Source organism: Chloroflexota bacterium (assembly GCA_014360805.1).
Lineage (GTDB): Bacteria > Chloroflexota > Anaerolineae > DTLA01 > DTLA01 > DTLA01.
This window is the reverse complement of sequence record JACIWU010000003.1, coordinates 1-16,992: the sequence shown is the minus strand read 5'-3', so window position 1 is coordinate 16,992 and position 16,992 is coordinate 1. Positions and strand designations below refer to the sequence as shown.

Below are 16,992 nucleotides of genomic sequence, written 5' to 3'. Positions count from 1 at the left end.
GCTAATACCGCAAGAGCGCGCCGATCTGGCCTGCGCGCGTCAGGGCGTCGTTCCCCTGCACGAATTCCACCTCCACGCCCCGCTGGATGGCGCGGCGGACGATGGCATCCACCGCGTCCTTGATGAGAACCATGGGGCCTCCGCAATAGACGCATTTTCCCGTATCTTGGGCGCCGATGTAGCCGCAGTGGTCGCATCGGAACGCGGTGGCCTGGAAGCCCTCTTCCACCACGAGGATATGCACCCGCTCCTCCTGGAGCGCGGTCAGCGTGTCGGCCAGGCCGATAGCACCCGGCCCGCCTTTGGTCGCCGCGGTAACCACCTGCTGGACGAGTTCGGCTTCGCGAGCGCGCTCTGCCTCCTCCAGCAAATCTTGCGCCCGCTCCAGCGCCTCGCTTTCCGACGCCGTGATGTCTATGGACATGGTGCCGATCACACTATCGCGCAATGCCTTGGGCAGCATGGTCAGAAACTTTGACACCGTCTCGTCCTGCCCGCCCACGATGAGCCGCTTGCACTGGTGCCTGTTGCAGAAGTCTTTGACGAGCGACGCGGCCTCTTTCAGATTCTGGTGGGCTTTCTCATCCTGGCGGCGCTGCAACCGCTGGGCCGCCCAGCCGCCCTTCTTGTGGCGCTTCAACTCCGTGCCGAATGTCCCCGCGGTGTCTTCCACCATGCCGAGATGGTACAGGATCACGCGGGTTCCTTCCTGGTCCACCAGCGCCACGGCGAACTTGCCGTATTCGTCCAGCATGTCGCTCAGCGGCTTCACATACGGTCGGTCGGCCACGAAGACGTGGTTGCTGACCGGCACGCTGACCGGAAGGGCCCGCCAGAAACCCTCCTCCTGGCACGAGAACATGGCCAACCCCTTGGCCTTCCAATCGTATTCCAAGTCCACGAAACGCTCCATGCGGTCCGCGTCGGACTGGGCCGCGCCCAGCGCGATCGCCTGCTTCAACATTCCGCGCAGGCTCAACTTCGCTTCGTCCTTGAGATGGCGGGAAGGATCTGTGCTCAGGTACAGGCTCAACACCGTGGCTCCATCTGCGTGAAAAGCCGCCAGTTCGCGAACGTCCTTTTCGTCAAACATACTGTCCTCCTGTTTGCATGATCCGATTTCTTGCCGCCTACTCGCTACCCTGCAACTTGCTCTTCAGCAAGGCAACTTCGCGTTCAAAGCGCGCCTGTAGGGCTTCCATCTCCGCTTTCATCTGCGCGACTTGATCCATGAGCGACAAGATGGCCTCCACCCCCGCCAGGTTGACGCCCAACTCATCCGTAAGACGCTGGATTTGCCGCAATCGTTCAATGTCGCGGGGCGAGTACAGCCGCCTGTTCCCCGGCGACCGGCATGGCTTGATCAACCCCAGACTCTCGTAGTAGCGAAGGGTCTGGGGATGAACACCCACCAACTTTGCCGCCACACTGATGACGTAGCAGGGTTCCTGCGGCGAAGGATTGCCGGTCACGGATCTCCTCCCACGGTTACCTGCGCGGGCGCTGGCCCAGGGTAACCCGAATGGACAGCCGCTCTGTGCCGCGAATCACATCCAGCACGACAACCTGGCCGGCCTCGGTGAAGTCCAGGTAACTGATGAGCGAGTCCATGCCGGTTACCCGATTGCCGTCTATGCCCACGATGATGTCGCCGCCGGCCTGGACCGGCTCCAAGTAGCCGGGCACCCGCACGGTGCGCCGCCCGCCTCGCAGCCCGGCCTTATCGGCAGGGCCGCCGGCCGTTACCTGGCCCACCAGCGCGCCGCGCTCCACGGGCAGGGCCAGAGCCTCCACCAGTTCGGGCGTGATGGTGTAGCCCTGGATGCCCAGCCACGGGTGCGCGTAGAAGCCGTCTTTGATGAGGGCGGGCGCCACCTTCTTGACGATGTTCACGGGGATGGCAAACCCCAGCCCCGCCGACGCGCCGGTCTCCGACACGATCATGGTGTTGACGCCGATGACGCGGCCCCGCAAGTCCAGCAGTGGCCCGCCGGAGTTGCCTGGATTGATGGCGGCGTCGGTCTGGATGAGGTTGGCGATGGAGAACCCGCTCTCCTGCGGGAAGACCCGCCCCAGCGCGCTGATGATGCCGCGCGTTACCGTGCGTTCCAGGCCAAACGGGTTGCCGATGGCGACGGCCCACTGGCCCACCTGAACCTTGCTGGAGTCGCCCAGTTCGGCCGGCACGATCAGGTCGGCCGGCGCGTCCACGCGGATCACGGCCAGGTCCGCGTCGGGGTCGGTGCCCACGACCTCGGCCGCGACCTGGGACCCGTCGGCCAGCACAACCCGAATGGTCTCGGCGTCTTCCACCACGTGGTTGTTCGTAACGATGTGCCCTTCGCGGTCGTAGAAGAAGCCCGAACCCGAGCCCGAGCCGGTGGCCGTCGTGATCTGAATGTGCACCACCGAGGGACCGACGCGCTGGACCAGGTTCACCAGCAGGCGCTCCTCCAGTTCCAGCGACTCGTAGTCCTGCTGGGGGAGCGGCGTGGCCGTGGCGACGACCACGGGGAGCGCCGTGGGTTGCGGCGTGGCCCTCGGCGACGTGGATGTGCCATCTCCTGTGAAGCCGCAGCCCAGGAGAAGGAGCAACACCGCCGCGAAAAAGACCCAGGACTTGCGTACGTCAAACCGCGCTTTCATTTGTGCTCTGCTCCTTGAACATTGCATTTCCCCACGCGTTGGCAGAGGCGGGTGGGGACAATCCGATTGTGCGACAGATGCTTGCCGAAGGACAGGATTCCACAGCACCCGCCTTTCTCCGACCAAACGGTGCCGAGGTGCCGCGTGCGTTGACCAGATGAGGCGCCAGGGTTGAAGGATCTCTGCGCACATTATAGCACGGATTGCGAGCGGCTGTCAATATTTTAATGCGCTATTGTGAGGAAATCTTACAGCGTTACTGCAAGACCTACCGACAATCCGCATGTCGCCTGCATGGGAGCGGGATATTGCGGGCCGCGCCATGCCGCGATTTGCGACAAAAGTTACAGACGTGGCCTTGCAGCGATGCTAGAATTTTCGTATGAGGGCGGAAGTCTCCGCCTTATCCTCGCAGACCCGCGTGCTGCAAAAACCACAAGGAGGGGGCTATGTACGCAACGGATGTCATCTGGTGGGCTTACACGGCATTCCTGGTTCTGGCGATCCTCTTCATGCTGCTCTTCGCCTGGAAAGTGAGGGAGAAAGGAGATTGAGATGGACAAACGGGAACGGAACTGGTTGTTCGTCCTCGTGGGCGTGTTCCTGCTCGTCAACGCCATCACACTCTCGCCTTTGGTTCCCTGGCAACGGTGGCTCCTGTGGTCTCGCCCCACGCCCGACCGAATCGTTCCGCTGGAGTTTGAAGACTACCAGATTCGGTTTCCCCAGGGCGGCGTGCAGGTCAAGGTCAATGAGTTCGTGCAGTTTGTCGCCACGTCCAAGGACGTAACCTACGGCTTCGGGGTGTTCCGTCCCGATGGGACGATGGTCTTCCAGATGCAGGTCCTGCCGGGCTACGAGAACAAGATTACGTGGAAGTTTGACACCCCTGGCGTGTACGATGTGCGTTCCACCGAATACTCAGGCCCGCGCCATTCGGAGATGTACTTCCCGAATGCCATTCGCGTAGTGCCATAGGGGAGGTGTGAGATGGCGAAACTCACTTGGCAAACGAAGTGGATGCTGCGGTTCGCGGTGGTGGGGCTGCTGTTCCTGGCGCTGTCGGGGTTTGAGGGAATGCTCATGCGTACCCAACTGGCGGCGCCCGGCGCGCTCCGGGGCATGGAGGAGGCGCTGATGGCGCTGCGGCCCGTGGGGCGCGAGGTGTCCTCGGCGGAATTGTTCTACGCGATGCTCACGGCGCACCCCATCGTCGGCATCTACGGCTTCGCCTACATGCTGGTGTTCGGCGCGTTTTACTTCCTGGTTCCTTATCTCCTCGGCAAAGAAGTTCGCCACAAGAAACTGCTGGTCTTCAACTTCTGGGCGCAGATTGTCGGCGTGATGATTTGCTGGGGCGCGGGGTTCTTCGGGCTGTTCAATTCGCTGTACACGCTCTACTGGCCGCTGCCCGTGTCCTATGACCGCGTGCCGCTCATCGGGAGCATCGCCTTCACCGTCGGCGCGGCCATCATCATGGTCAACATCCTGCTGTTCTCGTTCAACACCTTCAGCACCGTGCTGAGCAAGAGCAACCCAGGCTCGTACAGTTTCGGCGCGTTTCTGCGGGCGGCGTTCGGCATCTCGCGGCTGATGAAGCGCCTGGGCAAAGAGGACAAGGCCGCGCCCAACCTGGACTACAACGGGCTGCCCGTGTTCATCGTGGCGGTGGCGCGCGGCTCCATTGACACCGTCATCAACGCCATCGTGCTCCTCACGGCGGGGGCGTTGATTTTGGTCTATGGCATCGCGGCGCTTGTGAAGTCGCCGCTGAACCCCGCCGCCATTGACCCGCTCATCTACAAGAACTGGTTCTGGTGGGGGCTGGACATGGTGGCCGACGGCAACGTGCTCATGTACACGGCGGGGGTGTGGTACCTGCTGGTGCCGCTGCTGGTGGGCCGCAAACTGTTCGGCGAGAACGTGGTGAAGACGGTCATCATGGTGGACTTGCTCGTGTCCCTGGGCGTATGGAGCCACCACCTGCTGGGCGATCAGAGCCAGCCGCTGTGGATGCGGCTCATTTCGGGGCAGTTCATCACGTGGGGCGAGTTTTTCACCATGGGCCTGACGCTGTTCGCCACGCTGATGACCATCTGGCTGGCGCGGCCCGTGAAGTTCTCGCCGCCGCTGAAGTTCGTGCTCGGCTCCATGTTCGGGTTCATCATGGGCGGCGCGGCGGGCCTCATCCAGGCCAACGTGGGGCTGAACGTGGTGTTCCACAACACCCAGTGGGTCGTGTCGCTCCACGCGCATACCTTCCTGCTGACCGGACTGGCAATGCTCTTGTTCGCCGTGGTGTACGCGCTGATCCCCATGCTGACGAACCTGGAGATCAAGAGCAAACGCCTCGTGGACGCCCACTTCTGGCTGTGGATGATCGGCTCGGTAGGGATGGCCTACGTGATGGGCATGGCGGGGGCGAGGGGCATGTTGCGCCGAACGCTGTACCCCGAAGGCAGCCAGTACCAGACGAACGAGATTCTGGCCGTCATCGGCGGCATCCTCATTGCAGTGGGCTTTGTCGCCTTCCTCATCAACATCATCGCCACGCTGGGGTGGAAGAACGTGCTGAGCCTGGTGGTGCCGGAGCGGTGGCTGGAGCGCAAACCGGCTTTGGCTCCGGCGGAGGCGTAGCCCAACCGCGAAGACTTGGAATGCTGAAGCCACGCTTCAGCATTCCAAATGCCAACGCCACGCTTCAGCATTCCAGAGCGCGAACCGTGCGGCGCACCTCGGAAGTGCGCCGCACGGTTCTTGCGCCCACGCGACCAAAGTCACATACAGGAGCGCGCCCCTGGTTTATACTGGATGTACAAGAAACCTGACAATCGGGCATCGGCCCGTTGCAAATCGGAGGCGCGAAGATGAGACCGACGGAGGTTCTCAAAGAGGAGCATCAGGGCATCAAGGTGGGGCTGCGCATCCTGGGCAGGATTGCCGACAAACTCCAGGTGGGGGAGTCGGTTCCGCCGGAGCACATGGAGCAGATGGTGGACTTCATCCGCACCTTCGCCGACCGCTGCCATCACGGCAAGGAGGAAGACCTGCTGTTCGGGGAGATGGAGAAGGCAGGCGTCCCCAAGGAGGGCGGCCCCATCGCGGTGATGCTGGCCGAGCATGACCAGGGGCGCTCCTACGTGCGGGCGATGGCCGACGCGCTGCCCGCGTACAAAGCCGGCGACCCCGCGGCGGCACGCCGCTTCGCGCAGAACGCTTCCAACTATATCGGCCTGCTCACCCAGCACATTGACAAGGAAGACAACATCCTGTACGTCATCGCCGACATGCACCTCTCGGACGAGCAGCAGGCCTGCCTGCTGGAAGGGTTTGATCGCGTGGAGATGGAGCGCATCGGCCCGGGCAAGCATGAGGAGTATCACCACATGCTGGACCGGCTGAGCGGAATATACCTGCAGTAGTCCGGGAGGGCGGAGTCTATGGAGCAGAGAACGCGCCCATTCATCACCAGCGAACTGGACATCCGCGCGGTGCCACCACCAGAGCGCCACCCGCTGATTGACGCCACGTTTGACGGCCTGCGACCCGGCGAGGCGTTCGTTTTGGTGAACGATCACGACCCCAAGCCGCTCCACTACGCCTTTCTGTACGAGCGGCCAGGCCAGTTCACCTGGGAGTACCTGGAGCAGGGGCCGGACATCTGGCGCGTGCGTATCGGCAAGCCCGAGTGAGCGCGACCGCACAGCAACGGAGAGGAGAGCCAATGGCAACGACAAAGAGTATTGACCCTGCGGTGTGTACCCTGCTGGAGTACGCCGAGCAGGAGGGCGTCTCCACGGCATTCAGCCGCGCCGAGGCGATGAAGCCCTGCCCCATCGGGCACATCGGCGCGTGCTGCAAGCATTGCCACATGGGCCCGTGCCGCCTGGTGAAGCCCGGCCAGACGGGCATCTGCGGGGCCACGATAGAGACCGTTACCTCACGCAACTTCGCCCGCATGATCGCGGTAGGCGCAGCGGCCCACTCCGATCACGGGCGCGACCTGGTGTTCACCCTGCTGGCCGCCGCCGAAGGCGAAGCGCCCGACTACCGAATCCGCGACGAGCGAAAACTGCGCGAGGTGGCGCGTTTCTTGGGCGTGGCCACCGAGAAGCGAGGCACGATGGAGGTGGCCCGCGACGTGGCGCTCAAGGCCATGGAGCAGTTCACGTCGCAACGCAAGGAGGCCGCCTACCTGCGCCGCGCCCCCAAGCCGCGCCAGGAAATCTGGCGCAATCTGGGCATCGCGCCACGCGGCATTGACCGCGAGGTGGTGGATTTGCTCCACCGCACCCACATCGGCGACGACCAGGACCACGAGCACATCCTCATGGCCGGCCTGCGCTGCGCCCTGGCCGACGGCTGGAGCGGCTCCATGCTGGCCACCGACATCACCGACATCCTGTTCGGCACGCCCGCGCCTTTGCAATCCCAGGCCAACCTGGGCATCCTGGGCAAGGACACCGTCAACATCGTTGTCCACGGCCACGAGCCGACGCTGTCGGAGATGATCGTCGCGGCATCCCAGGATCCCGAACTCATCGCCTACGCCCAATCCAAGGGCGCGACGGGTATCAACCTGACGGGCATCTGCTGCACGGCCAACGAGGTTCTCATGCGGCAGGGCGTGGGCACGGCGGGCAACTTCCTCAGCCAGGAACTTGCCATCCTCACCGGCGCGGTGGAGATGATGGTGGTGGATGTGCAATGCATCATGGAGGCGCTGGCCCCGCTGTCCCAGCGGTTCCACACCAAACTCGTAACCACCTCGCCCAAGGTGAAAATCCACGGCGCGCTCCACGTGGAGATGGACGAGCGGCGCGCCTTGGCCATCGCCAAAGACCTGGTGCGCATGGCGATTGACAACTACCCCAATCGCGGCGAGACCCGCATTCCGCAGTTCAAGAGCAACCTGGTGGCCGGGTTCTCCCATGAGTACCTGAACTATATGATGGGCGGCGTGTATCGGGGGTCGTTTCGCCCGCTCAACGAGGCGATCGTGCAGGGCCGCATTCGGGGTGTGGCGGGCGTGGCGGGGTGCAACAACCCCCGCGCCAGCGCGCATGATGCGGCGCACGAGTACATCGTCCGCGAGTTCATCCGCAATGACGTGCTGGTGGTGCAAACCGGATGCGGGGCGATTTCGGCGGCGAAGTACGGGCTGCTGTCGCCGGAACAGGCGTTCAATGAGGTTGGCGCGGGGCTACGTGAGGTCTGCGAGGCGCTGGGAATCCCGCCCGTGCTCCACATGGGGTCGTGCGTGGACAATTCGCGCATCCTCACGGTGTTGTCGCAGATGGCGACCGAGGGCGGGCTGGGCGAAGACATCAGCGACATCCCCGGCGTGGGCATCGCGCCCGAATGGATGAGCGAGAAAGCGGTGTCCATCGGGGCATACTTGGTCGCTTCGGGTGTGTACACGCTGTTCGGAGGCGACAACCCTGTGGAGGCCAGCCCCGTCGTAACCGAGTTCATCAGCCAGGGGTGGGAGCAGCGCGTCGGCGGCAAGTTGGAATTCGTGCGCGATCCCGAAGAGATTGTCGCGCGGTCGCTAGCGCACATAGACGCCAAGCGCGCCGCGCTGGGCCTGGCCCGCTACGACCCGCACCGCTTCGGGGCCAGCGGCGACGCGATGATGTTGCGCTGGCTGCGGGCGCGGGAGACAGGCGCGCCGGTCAGCCCCTACAGCCTCGCGAGTGTGGAGGTGGCCCAACCCGCTTGATTCCGCGGGTCCGATTGGCCCGTAACCATCCCCTCCGGCGGGCCTGGCTTGTGGCCTTTTGCGCATCGTGATATAATGGGCGCAAGAAGAGTCGGAGCCCACGGAGGTCTCAGACGTGCGAAGGCGCAGTCCAATCCGGGCGAAGCATGTGCGCCGACAGGAAGGTTGTGGCGTTCCCTGTCGGCAACGGCTTCGCCTTTCGTTTTCCGGGCCGACCGGGGCGCCGAAAGACTAGCGAGGAGGGGGACATGGATTTTACCCTGTCGGAAGAGCACCTCATGGTGCAGAAGATGGTGCGCGAGTTCGCCGAACGCGAGATCGCGCCCACGGTCAAGGAGAACGACCGCAAGCACACCTTTGACCGCAGCATCCTGCCCAAGATGGCCGCGCAGGGCATCCTCGGCATCTGCATCCCGGTGCGCTATGGTGGCGCGGGGATGGACTACATCTCCCTGGGCCTGACGTGCGAGGAACTGGAGCGAGTAGATACCTCGGCGCGGGTGATCATGTCGGTGCACGTCGGCCTGAATAGCCTGGGCCTGCTCCAGTGGGGCACGGAGGAGCAGAAGCAGAAGTACCTGGTCCCGCAGGCCATGGGGCAGAAGATCGCCACCTACGGCCTCACGGAGCCGGCAGCAGGTTCCGATGTGGTGGGCATCCAGTCCACCGCCCGCCGCGACGGCGACCACTGGATTCTCAACGGCGAGAAGATGTGGATTTCGCTGGCGGACGTGGCCGACCACTTCCTCATCTTCGCGTGGACGGACATGGAGAAGAAGAAGGCGCGCGACCACAGCGGCATGTCGGCGTTCATCGTGGAGCGCGGCTGGCCGGGCCTGGAGACCGGCACCATCCACGGCAAACTGGGCGTCCGCGCGGGCAACACCGGCTTCATCTCCATGACCGACGTCCCCGTGCCCGCCGAGAACATGCTGGGGCTGGAGGGCGAGGGGTTCAAGATCGCCATGTCGTGCCTGGACAACGGCCGCTACACGGTGGCGGCGGGGGCAACGGGCCTCATCCGCGCCTGCCTAGAGGCATCCGTGAAGTACGCCAACGAGCGCCAGACCTTCGGCGTCCCCATCGGCCAGCACCAACTCGTCCAGCAGATGATCGCCAACATGGTGCTGAAGTACGAGGCGGCGCGCCTGCTGTACCTGCGCGCAGGCTGGCTCAAGAACCAGGGCATCCGCAACACCCGCGAGACGGGCCTGGCCAAGTGGTTCGCGACGCAGTCGTCCTTTGAGTGCGCCGACGACGCCGTGGAAGTCCACGGAGCCTACGGCTATTCCGACGAGTACGATGTAGAACGGTATCTGCGCAACTCCAAGGGTGCGGTCATCTACGAAGGCTCCAAGGAGATTCAGCAACTCATGCAGGCGCAGTACGCCCTGGGATACCGCAGCGATAAGCCGCTTCGGTGCGAACTGCCCGCCTACGACCCCGAGGAGTGGCAGCGGGAAGCGTAAGGAGCGGTCAGCCGACAGCAATCAGCAATCAGCGATCAGCCGACAGCGGTCAGCGGGGTGTGCTGATGGCTGACGGCTAAAGGCTGATGGCTAAATGCTTCGGCAAGCAGTTCATCATCAGCAGAGGAGGTCAACGTGCACGCCATTGTCTGCATCAAACAGGTGCCTGACACGACGGATGTCAAGGTGAATCCGGAGACGGGGACCCTCATCCGCGAGGGCGTCCCCAGCATCGTGAACCCCTTTGATACCTATGCCATTGAGGAGGCCCTGCGCCTGCGCGAGAAATTCGGGGGCAAGGTAACGGTCATCTCCATGGGCCCGCCGCAGGCCAAAGAGGCGCTGAAGGAGGCCATCGCCATGGGCGCGGACGAGGCCATCCTTCTCAGCGATCGCGCCTTCGCCGGCTCGGACACCTGGGCCACCGCCTACACCCTGGCCAATGCCATCCGCAAGATCGGCGACTTTGATGTGATCCTGTGCGGCAAGCAGGCCATTGACGGCGACACCGGCCAGGTCGGCCCGGGCATCGCCCGCCAACTGGACATTGAGCAACTCACGTATGTCTTCAAGATTCAGGAGATTGACTTCCAGGCGAAGCGAATCAAGGTAGAGCGGCTTCTGGAGGAGGGCCGCGAGGTGGTGGAGACGCGCCTGCCCGCCCTGCTGACGGTCGTCAAGGACATCAACCAGCCGCGCTACCCCACCATCATGGGCATCCGACGGGCAACGCGGGCGGAGATTCCCGTCTGGACGGCAGCGGACCTGCCCGATGCCAAGCCGGACCTGCTGGGGCTGAAAGGCTCGCCGACGCAGGTGGTGCGCGTGTTCAACCCGCCGCCCCGCAGCGGGCAAATCGTGATGATTGAGGGCGAATCGCCCCAAGAGCAGGCCGCGAAACTGGCCGACCTGCTGCTTCAAGAGAAAGTGATATAGGAGGCTGCCATGGCGCTCTTGATCATTGACACCGAAGCGTGCATTGGCTGCGGGGCGTGCGTGGCGGCCTGTCCCTTCGGCGCGCTGCGCATGGAGAACGACAAGGCGGCGGTGGACGACAAGTGCACCGCCTGCGGCGCGTGCCTGGAGGTCTGCCCCGTGGAGGCGTTGAGCCTGCCCGAGCGGGGCAAGGGCGAAGAGGACATCAGCGCGTACCAGGGCGTCTGGGTCTGGGTGGAGCAGTTCCGAGGCGAGGCGTGCAGCATCTCCTGGGAGATGATGGGCCAGGGTCGCAAGATCGCCGACAGCCTGGGCACCACTCTCACGGCCTGCGTCCTGGGCCACAACGTGGAGGGCATCGCGCAGCAGGCCATTTACTACGGCGCAGACCGCGTCTTCCTGGTGGACGACCCGTCGCTGGGCGTGTACCGTACCGCGCCCTACGCCAAGCAACTGGTGCACCTGGTGCGGCAGTACAAGCCGGAAATCTTCCTGCTGGGGGCCAGCGCCCGTGGCCGAGATTTGGCCGGCGCCGTGGCCACCGAAGTCCACACCGGCCTGACGGCGGACTGCACGGGGCTGGACATTGACCCGGAGACGAAACTCCTGCGCCAGACCCGCCCGGCCTTCGGCGGCAACATCATGGCGACCATCATCTGCCCCAACTACCGCCCGCAGATGGCCACGGTGCGCCATCGCGTGTTTGAGATGCCCGAGCCGGATTCCAGCCGCCAGGGCCAGATTGTGAAAGTCCCGCCGGTGATGACCGAAGACCAGATCGCCGCCAAGGTGGTGGACTTCATCGTGGAGGAGGGCGAGGTCAACCTGGCCGATGCCAAGATCATCGTGTCGGGCGGACGGGGCGTGCGCGGGCCGGAGGGGTTCAAGCCGCTCCGCGAGTTGGCCGAGGTGCTCGGCGGGGCCGTCGGCTCCTCGCGCGCGGCCGTGGACGCCGGCTGGATTCCCTACGCGCACCAGGTGGGCCAGACCGGCCGCACCGTCCGCCCCGACCTGTACATCGCGTGCGGCATCTCCGGCGCCATCCAGCACCTGGCCGGAATGGGCACGTCCAAGATCATCGTGGCCATCAACAAAGACCCCGAGGCGCCCATCTTCAAGGTGGCCAACTACGGCATCGTGGGCGACCTGTTCCAGGTGGTGCCGGCGCTGGCGGAGGAACTACGCAAGCGCCTGCGCAAGTAGCCGAGATTTCCCCACCGAGGGCGCAGAGGGATACGGATATTCGTTCCCTCTGCGCCTCTACGGTGTGTTGTTGGTTGAAAACTACAGACTACAAAGATATGTAGAGCAAATTGGCAATTTGCTCTACGGGGACTGCACCTCACCCCCGGCTCCGCGGGCGTAGAGGGGGACTGAGGGGGTGAGGTTCGCGGGCGCATGGCGGCCGCTTTGCTCACCGCAGAGACCCGCAGAACGATGAGAATAGCCTAGAGTCTGCGCCTCTACGGTGTGTTGTTGGTTGAAAACTACAGACTACAAAGATAGTGTGCGGTGCAGGACTAGAGAACATGCCTGAAATCGTCATCAACCGCGAGTGGTGCAAGGGGTGCTACATCTGCGTCAGCGTGTGCCCCCGCCACGTGTTGGAAGTGGATCAGGAATCGTTTGACCACGGGATTCACCCCGTTGTCGCGGCGCGCCCCGACGATTGCACCGTGTGCCGCCAATGCGAACTGCTGTGCCCCGACCTGGCCATATCCGTGTTGGGCGAAGGGGCAGAAACTCCGGCCGCCGAGGCTCGTGTGGAACCCGCGCCAGGCCCGGCGCCGCGCCCTCTGCCTGCCGGATGGACCACGGTCGCGTCGCCCCTGCCTGCGGGCCGGTACTTCCTGCAGGGCGACGAAGCCTGCGCCGAGGGGGCCATCGCGGCGGGGTGCAACTTCTACGCCGGCTACCCCATCACGCCCGCCAGCGAGATCATGGAGCGCATCTGCGCGCGGTTTGCGGAACTGCCCGGCAAGCGCGTCTTTGCGCAGATGGAAGACGAGATCGCGTCCATCGCGTCGTGCATCGGCGCGGCGTGGGCGGGCGCGAAGGCCATGACGGCCACCAGCGGGCCGGGCATCAGCCTGATGGTGGAGAACCTGGGCTACGCCATCATCACCGAGACGCCGCTGGTCATCGTGGACGTGCAGCGCGCCGGCCCCAGCACCGGCCAGGCCACGCGCCCCGGCCAGGGCGACTACATGCAGGTCCGTTGGGGCGCTCACGGCGACTACGAGATCATCGTCCTGTCGCCGTGGTCCGTCGGCGAGATGTACACGGAGACCATCCGCGCCTTCAACCTGGCCGAACGCTTCCGCGTGCCGGTGGTTCTCCTGACCGACGAGGGCGTGGGCCACCTGCGCGAGAACCTGACCATCCCGCCGGACGTTCGCATTTTCAACCGCATCGGCCCATCGGACCGCGAGCCGCCCTTCGGCGGGCGGCCGGTTCCGCCCATGCCCGTCTTCGGCGAGGGACATCGCCTGCTGGTTACCGGCTCCACGCACGATGAGTGGGGCTACCGCCGCACGTCCAGCGCCAAAGTGCAGGCCGAACTGACGGCGCGGCTCTGCACCAAGATCACGGACAGCCTGGACGAGATTCTGGCAAGCGAGACGTACCTTTGCGACGACGACGGTCTTGACCTGCTGCTGGTGAGTTTTGGCTTCACGGCGCGGTCGGCATTGGGGGCGGCGCGAATGGCCCGCGAGGCCGGGTATCGGGTCGGGCTGTTCCGCCCGCGCACCGTGTGGCCCTTCCCCGCCGAGGCCCTGCGCGCGGTGGCCGCGAAAAGCGCCTGCGTGCTGGTGGCCGAGATGAATCGCGGGCAGATGCTCCGCGAGGTCCAGCGGGTGGTTCCCGACGCGCGCGGATATGGCAAGACCGACGGCGAAGTGATTGCGCCGGGCGAAATCTGGGCCGCGGCGAAGGAGTGGCTACGATGAGCGCAAACACGGCGACAACCGCATCCATACGGGAGTTGATACGGCCCGAGGTCTTCCCCTCCACCATGTGCCCCGGGTGCGGCCACGGCATCCTGATGGGCGCGATCCTGCGGGCGGTGGACGAACTGGGGTGGGACATGCGCCGAATGCTGTTTGTGTCGGGCATCGGGTGCGCGGGGTGGATTCCCAGCCCGCACATCGCCGCTGACACGCTCCACACCACCCACGGGCGGCCCATCGCCTTCGCTACCGGCGCGGCGCTGTTCAACCCCGACCTGCACGTCGTCGTCATCGGCGGCGATGGCGACATCGCGGCTATCGGCGGCAACCACCTGATCCACGCCGCCCGCCGCAACGTGCACATGACGGTGATCTGCGCCAACAATCAAATCTATGGCATGACCGGCGGGCAGGTAACCCCCACCACCGACATCGGCACCATCACGGCCACCACGCCGCGGGGCAACGAGGAGCCGCCGTTTGACCTGTGCAGGCTGGTGGAGGGCGCGGGGGCGTCGTTTGTGGCGCGTTGGTCCGTGTACCACATCCGCCCACTCATCCGCACGCTGAAAGAGGCGTTTCAGCACGTGGGGTTCGCCTTCGTGGAAGTCCTCAGCCCGTGCCCCACGCAATGGGGCCGCCGCAACCAACTGGCCGACCCGGTGGCGCTCCTGGAGCGGTACAAAGGCCTCTGCGTCCCCAAAGACCGCGCCGCGAAGATGACCGCCGAGGAGTTGGCGGGTTTGTTTGGTGGGGGGTGGTTTTGGTCGCCGCGGCTTGGTAATTGGGGCGCCGCCCGACGGGAGGGGCGCCCCACCTCGCTACCGCCCTTTCCTACCCACCCGCACCAACCCAAGCGCGGCGAGGACGGCCGCTAGCCCGAACCCCCCGAGCGGCAGGTAGGGGAACGCGGGCGTCGGCGCGGCGCGAACCACGAACGCATCAATGCCGCATTTCGCTCCCTGGGCGGCCGGATTCGTTTGCTCCGCGACCGTGAGGGTCAGCGTGTGGGGCCCGCTGCCCGCGGCCTGGACGACCGACACTTCCGTCCAGATGTCGCTGTTGCTGTGCAGGTCTATGTACGACCGCCCCTCCGCATCCACCGGCAGGCCGGGCGCGTTCCGCCCGTCCAGCGCCACCCGTAGCCGCCCCGCGTAGGGCGACTTGTGCACCACCAGGCTCACGATCTGGCCGGTGAACGAGAACGTCAGCGATGCGCCGGCCTGCGATGCCTCTAGGTAGCCCCCTCCGCTCACCTGCGGCGCGAGGATGCGTTCCCACGGGCCGTCGCGGGTTACGGCGGGGCTGGTCTCCTCGTGGGTGCCCGGGCCGGCGGGGGGCATGGCGGCAGCGGCCTCCTTGATGGCGTAGTATAGGCGGCGCGGCGTGAAGTCGGGATCCACCATGCGGAAGTAGTAGGCCGCCTCGTCCGCCGGATACTGGCCCACCTGGCGGAAGTACCAGATGCAGAAGACGCCGGCCCACGGCCATTCGCGCCGGGCCAACTCAATCCCCCGCACCGTGTACTGCGCCTGCGTCTCCTCGTCCACGCGCCCCCAGATGAGCGCCCCCAGCGGGAACGACTCGGGCGCGGCGTTCCAGCCGTATTCGTTGAACCAGACGGCCTTGCGGCTGTCGCCGTACTTCTCCATAATCTGACGCAGGAGCACCACGCGAGAGAAGTTGAGTTTGTTCGGGTCGGGCGGGTCGTCGGGCGGCAGGCTCATCCCGAAGGCGTTGGCCGACAGGATGTCAAAGTAGTCCTTCGCCCCGGCTTGGTACATCTCCTCCAGGAACTGGAGGTCGCTCATGGAGCGCCACTTCCCCGGTTCGGGGTGCGGCTCGCCCAGCGTGATGGCCAGCGGCGCGCTGAGGACGACGATGTTGGGGTCGGCCTCTTTGGCCCGCAAGTAGGCGATCTTGAGCAACTCCACGTACCCGGCCGGATCTACCGGACGTTCGCCCCACTCGGGGTAGATGTTCGGCTCGTTCCAAATCTGGATGTAGTGGATGCGGCCCTTGAAATGGCGGACGAACTCGTACACGAAGTTGCCGTAGTCGGCGAAGTTGTCGGGCGGGCGCTCCTTGAGGGTATTGTCCTGGCGCGTCCAGTCGGGCGGGCGGTCCAGTCGGGCGATGACCTCCATGCCATACTGGAGGAATAGGTCAACGATCTGGTCGTACTTGCCCCAACTGCTTTCGCCAGTGGCGGGAATGCGGAAGTCTCCCTTGCGGGGTTCAATCTCCTCCCACGAGAACTGCTGCTTAGCCCAGTGGATGCCGGCGGCGGCTGCCATCTGGACGGTCTTCTCGCGCTTCCACAGTTCCACCTCGCGGGCCAGGAAGAAATTGGCCCCGAACGGGTTCACGTCGGTGTCGTGCACCTGTCGCGGCGGCGTCGGCTGGACTCCGGACGAGTGCAGCGCCCGGCGGTACTCGGCCAGGGTGCGACCCACGCCCGCCAGCGCGCCCAGGAGCACCGCCAGCAACGCTACTATCGTGAGAATCTTCCTGCCCGGGAAGCGCAAGCCTACCTCCAGGAACCGATCAACGTGCCGCGGATTATACCCTCGGCTTCGTGCTTTGTCAACGGATGTTCTTGCCGCTATAATCCGAGGCGAGGGCAGGGTGTTTGCGACGGACTTGCCTGCCCGTACATGGGGGAGACTGGAAAGCGATGGAGATCATCGCCACGCACGAGAACACGGATTTTGACGCGCTGGCGTCGCTCCTGGCGGCGTCCAAACTGTATCCGCGCGCCACGCCCGTGCTCCCGCGTCGGCTCAACCGCAACGTGCAGGACTTCGTTACGCTCTACTGGGAGCAGTTGCCGTTCTGGCACGCCGAGGACCTGCCTCGTCGGCCCATCACGCGCCTCATCCTCGTGGATACGCAAACGGCTCCCACATTGAAGGGCATGGGCAAGAATACCAAGATGGAGATCATTGATCACCACCCCCGGAGCGCCGACCTGCCCGAGGATGTGGTATTCTCGTTGGCCGACACCGGCGCGACGACGACGCTGCTGGTGGAGCAGGTGTCGCAGGCGCTGGTGCCCCTCTCGCCCATTGAGGCCACGCTCCTCCTGCTCGGCATCTATGAGGACACCGGCTCGCTGAGCTACCTGACGACGACGGCCCGCGACGCCCGCGCGGCCGCCTGGCTGCTGGACCGCCGCGCAAACCTGGAGGTGGTCAACCGCTACCTCCGCTACCCCCTTACCGAACGGCAGCGCAATCTGTACGATCAATTGCTGCAGAACAGCGAG

General features: G+C 64.9%; 15 protein-coding genes. 11 read left to right on the top strand and 4 right to left on the bottom strand.

Annotation, left to right across the window (positions count from 1 at the left end; all coding sequences use genetic code 11):
* Window position 1: 1 nt before the first annotated feature.
* Genes H5T65_00950 through H5T65_00940 form a run of 3 tightly spaced genes read right to left on the bottom strand, consistent with a single transcriptional unit; the run spans window position 2 to window position 2,646 of the window.
* Window positions 2-1,093, bottom strand: coding sequence for a hypothetical protein (locus H5T65_00950; GenBank protein ID MBC7257794.1), 1,092 nt, complete (start codon window positions 1,091-1,093; stop codon window positions 2-4).
* Between the two features lie 37 nt (window positions 1,094-1,130).
* Entirely contained in the window at window positions 1,131-1,472 is a 342-nt protein-coding gene (locus tag H5T65_00945) for a helix-turn-helix transcriptional regulator (protein ID MBC7257793.1), read from the bottom strand.
* Between the two features lie 16 nt (window positions 1,473-1,488).
* Window positions 1,489-2,646: a trypsin-like peptidase domain-containing protein gene (locus H5T65_00940; GenBank protein ID MBC7257792.1), complete on the bottom strand. Its 1,158-nt coding sequence runs from the start codon at window positions 2,644-2,646 to the stop codon at window positions 1,489-1,491.
* Window positions 2,647-3,201: 555 nt separating this feature from the next.
* Here H5T65_00940 and H5T65_00935 point away from each other — a divergent pair.
* The 10 genes from H5T65_00935 (at window position 3,202) to H5T65_00890 (ending at window position 14,602) form a co-directional block, all read left to right on the top strand.
* Complete coding sequence (locus H5T65_00935; GenBank protein MBC7257791.1) at window positions 3,202-3,624, top strand: hypothetical protein; 423 nt, start codon at window positions 3,202-3,204, stop codon at window positions 3,622-3,624.
* Between the two features lie 12 nt (window positions 3,625-3,636).
* A complete protein-coding gene (locus H5T65_00930; GenBank protein ID MBC7257790.1) occupies window positions 3,637-5,283 on the top strand; it encodes a cbb3-type cytochrome c oxidase subunit I in 1,647 nt (548 codons plus the stop codon).
* A gap of 230 nt (window positions 5,284-5,513) precedes the next feature.
* Window positions 5,514-6,068: a hemerythrin domain-containing protein gene (locus H5T65_00925; protein MBC7257789.1), complete on the top strand. Its 555-nt coding sequence runs from the start codon at window positions 5,514-5,516 to the stop codon at window positions 6,066-6,068.
* A gap of 18 nt (window positions 6,069-6,086) precedes the next feature.
* Window positions 6,087-6,338 carry a DUF2249 domain-containing protein gene (locus H5T65_00920; GenBank protein MBC7257788.1) on the top strand — a complete coding sequence of 84 codons (252 nt, stop codon included), beginning with the start codon at window positions 6,087-6,089 and terminating at the stop codon, window positions 6,336-6,338.
* Between the two features lie 32 nt (window positions 6,339-6,370).
* Window positions 6,371-8,368: an anaerobic carbon-monoxide dehydrogenase catalytic subunit gene (gene cooS, locus H5T65_00915; GenBank protein MBC7257787.1), complete on the top strand. Its 1,998-nt coding sequence runs from the start codon at window positions 6,371-6,373 to the stop codon at window positions 8,366-8,368.
* A gap of 248 nt (window positions 8,369-8,616) precedes the next feature.
* On the top strand, window positions 8,617-9,837 hold the full coding sequence (locus H5T65_00910) for an acyl-CoA dehydrogenase family protein (GenBank protein ID MBC7257786.1): 1,221 nt from the start codon (window positions 8,617-8,619) through the stop codon (window positions 9,835-9,837).
* 135 nt (window positions 9,838-9,972) lie between these two features.
* Complete coding sequence (locus H5T65_00905) at window positions 9,973-10,773, top strand: electron transfer flavoprotein subunit beta/FixA family protein (GenBank protein MBC7257785.1); 801 nt, start codon at window positions 9,973-9,975, stop codon at window positions 10,771-10,773.
* A 9-nt stretch (window positions 10,774-10,782) separates the two neighbouring features.
* Window positions 10,783-11,976, top strand: coding sequence for a 4Fe-4S binding protein (locus H5T65_00900; protein MBC7257784.1), 1,194 nt, complete (start codon window positions 10,783-10,785; stop codon window positions 11,974-11,976).
* Between the two features lie 326 nt (window positions 11,977-12,302).
* Entirely contained in the window at window positions 12,303-13,724 is a 1,422-nt protein-coding gene (locus H5T65_00895) for a 2-oxoacid:acceptor oxidoreductase subunit alpha (protein MBC7257783.1), read from the top strand.
* The gene (locus H5T65_00890; protein MBC7257782.1) at window positions 13,721-14,602 is read left to right on the top strand and encodes a hypothetical protein; all 882 of its coding nucleotides are present in this window, start codon (window positions 13,721-13,723) and stop codon (window positions 14,600-14,602) included. Before H5T65_00895 ends, H5T65_00890 begins: the two co-directional genes overlap by 4 nt.
* Here the strand turns inward: H5T65_00890 and H5T65_00885 are convergent.
* Window positions 14,546-16,252: a hypothetical protein gene (locus H5T65_00885; GenBank protein MBC7257781.1), complete on the bottom strand. Its 1,707-nt coding sequence runs from the start codon at window positions 16,250-16,252 to the stop codon at window positions 14,546-14,548. The genes H5T65_00890 and H5T65_00885 overlap by 57 nt on opposite strands.
* Window positions 16,253-16,401: 149 nt before the next feature.
* Between H5T65_00885 and H5T65_00880 the strand changes: the two genes are divergently transcribed.
* Window positions 16,402-16,992 (top strand): DHH family phosphoesterase (locus H5T65_00880; protein ID MBC7257780.1); only part of this gene is annotated, 591 nt, incomplete at its 3' end.

Coding starts and splice junctions, on each gene's coding strand:
- H5T65_00950 (MBC7257794.1), bottom strand. CDS start 1,093: ATGTTTGACGAAAAGGACGTTCGCGAACTGGCGGCTTTTCACGCAGAT.
- H5T65_00940 (MBC7257792.1), bottom strand. CDS start 2,646: ATGAAAGCGCGGTTTGACGTACGCAAGTCCTGGGTCTTTTTCGCGGCG.
- H5T65_00935 (MBC7257791.1), top strand. CDS start 3,202: ATGGACAAACGGGAACGGAACTGGTTGTTCGTCCTCGTGGGCGTGTTC.
- H5T65_00930 (MBC7257790.1), top strand. CDS start 3,637: ATGGCGAAACTCACTTGGCAAACGAAGTGGATGCTGCGGTTCGCGGTG.
- H5T65_00925 (MBC7257789.1), top strand. CDS start 5,514: ATGAGACCGACGGAGGTTCTCAAAGAGGAGCATCAGGGCATCAAGGTG.
- H5T65_00920 (MBC7257788.1), top strand. CDS start 6,087: ATGGAGCAGAGAACGCGCCCATTCATCACCAGCGAACTGGACATCCGC.
- cooS (MBC7257787.1), top strand. CDS start 6,371: ATGGCAACGACAAAGAGTATTGACCCTGCGGTGTGTACCCTGCTGGAG.
- H5T65_00910 (MBC7257786.1), top strand. CDS start 8,617: ATGGATTTTACCCTGTCGGAAGAGCACCTCATGGTGCAGAAGATGGTG.
- H5T65_00900 (MBC7257784.1), top strand. CDS start 10,783: ATGGCGCTCTTGATCATTGACACCGAAGCGTGCATTGGCTGCGGGGCG.
- H5T65_00895 (MBC7257783.1), top strand. CDS start 12,303: ATGCCTGAAATCGTCATCAACCGCGAGTGGTGCAAGGGGTGCTACATC.
- H5T65_00890 (MBC7257782.1), top strand. CDS start 13,721: ATGAGCGCAAACACGGCGACAACCGCATCCATACGGGAGTTGATACGG.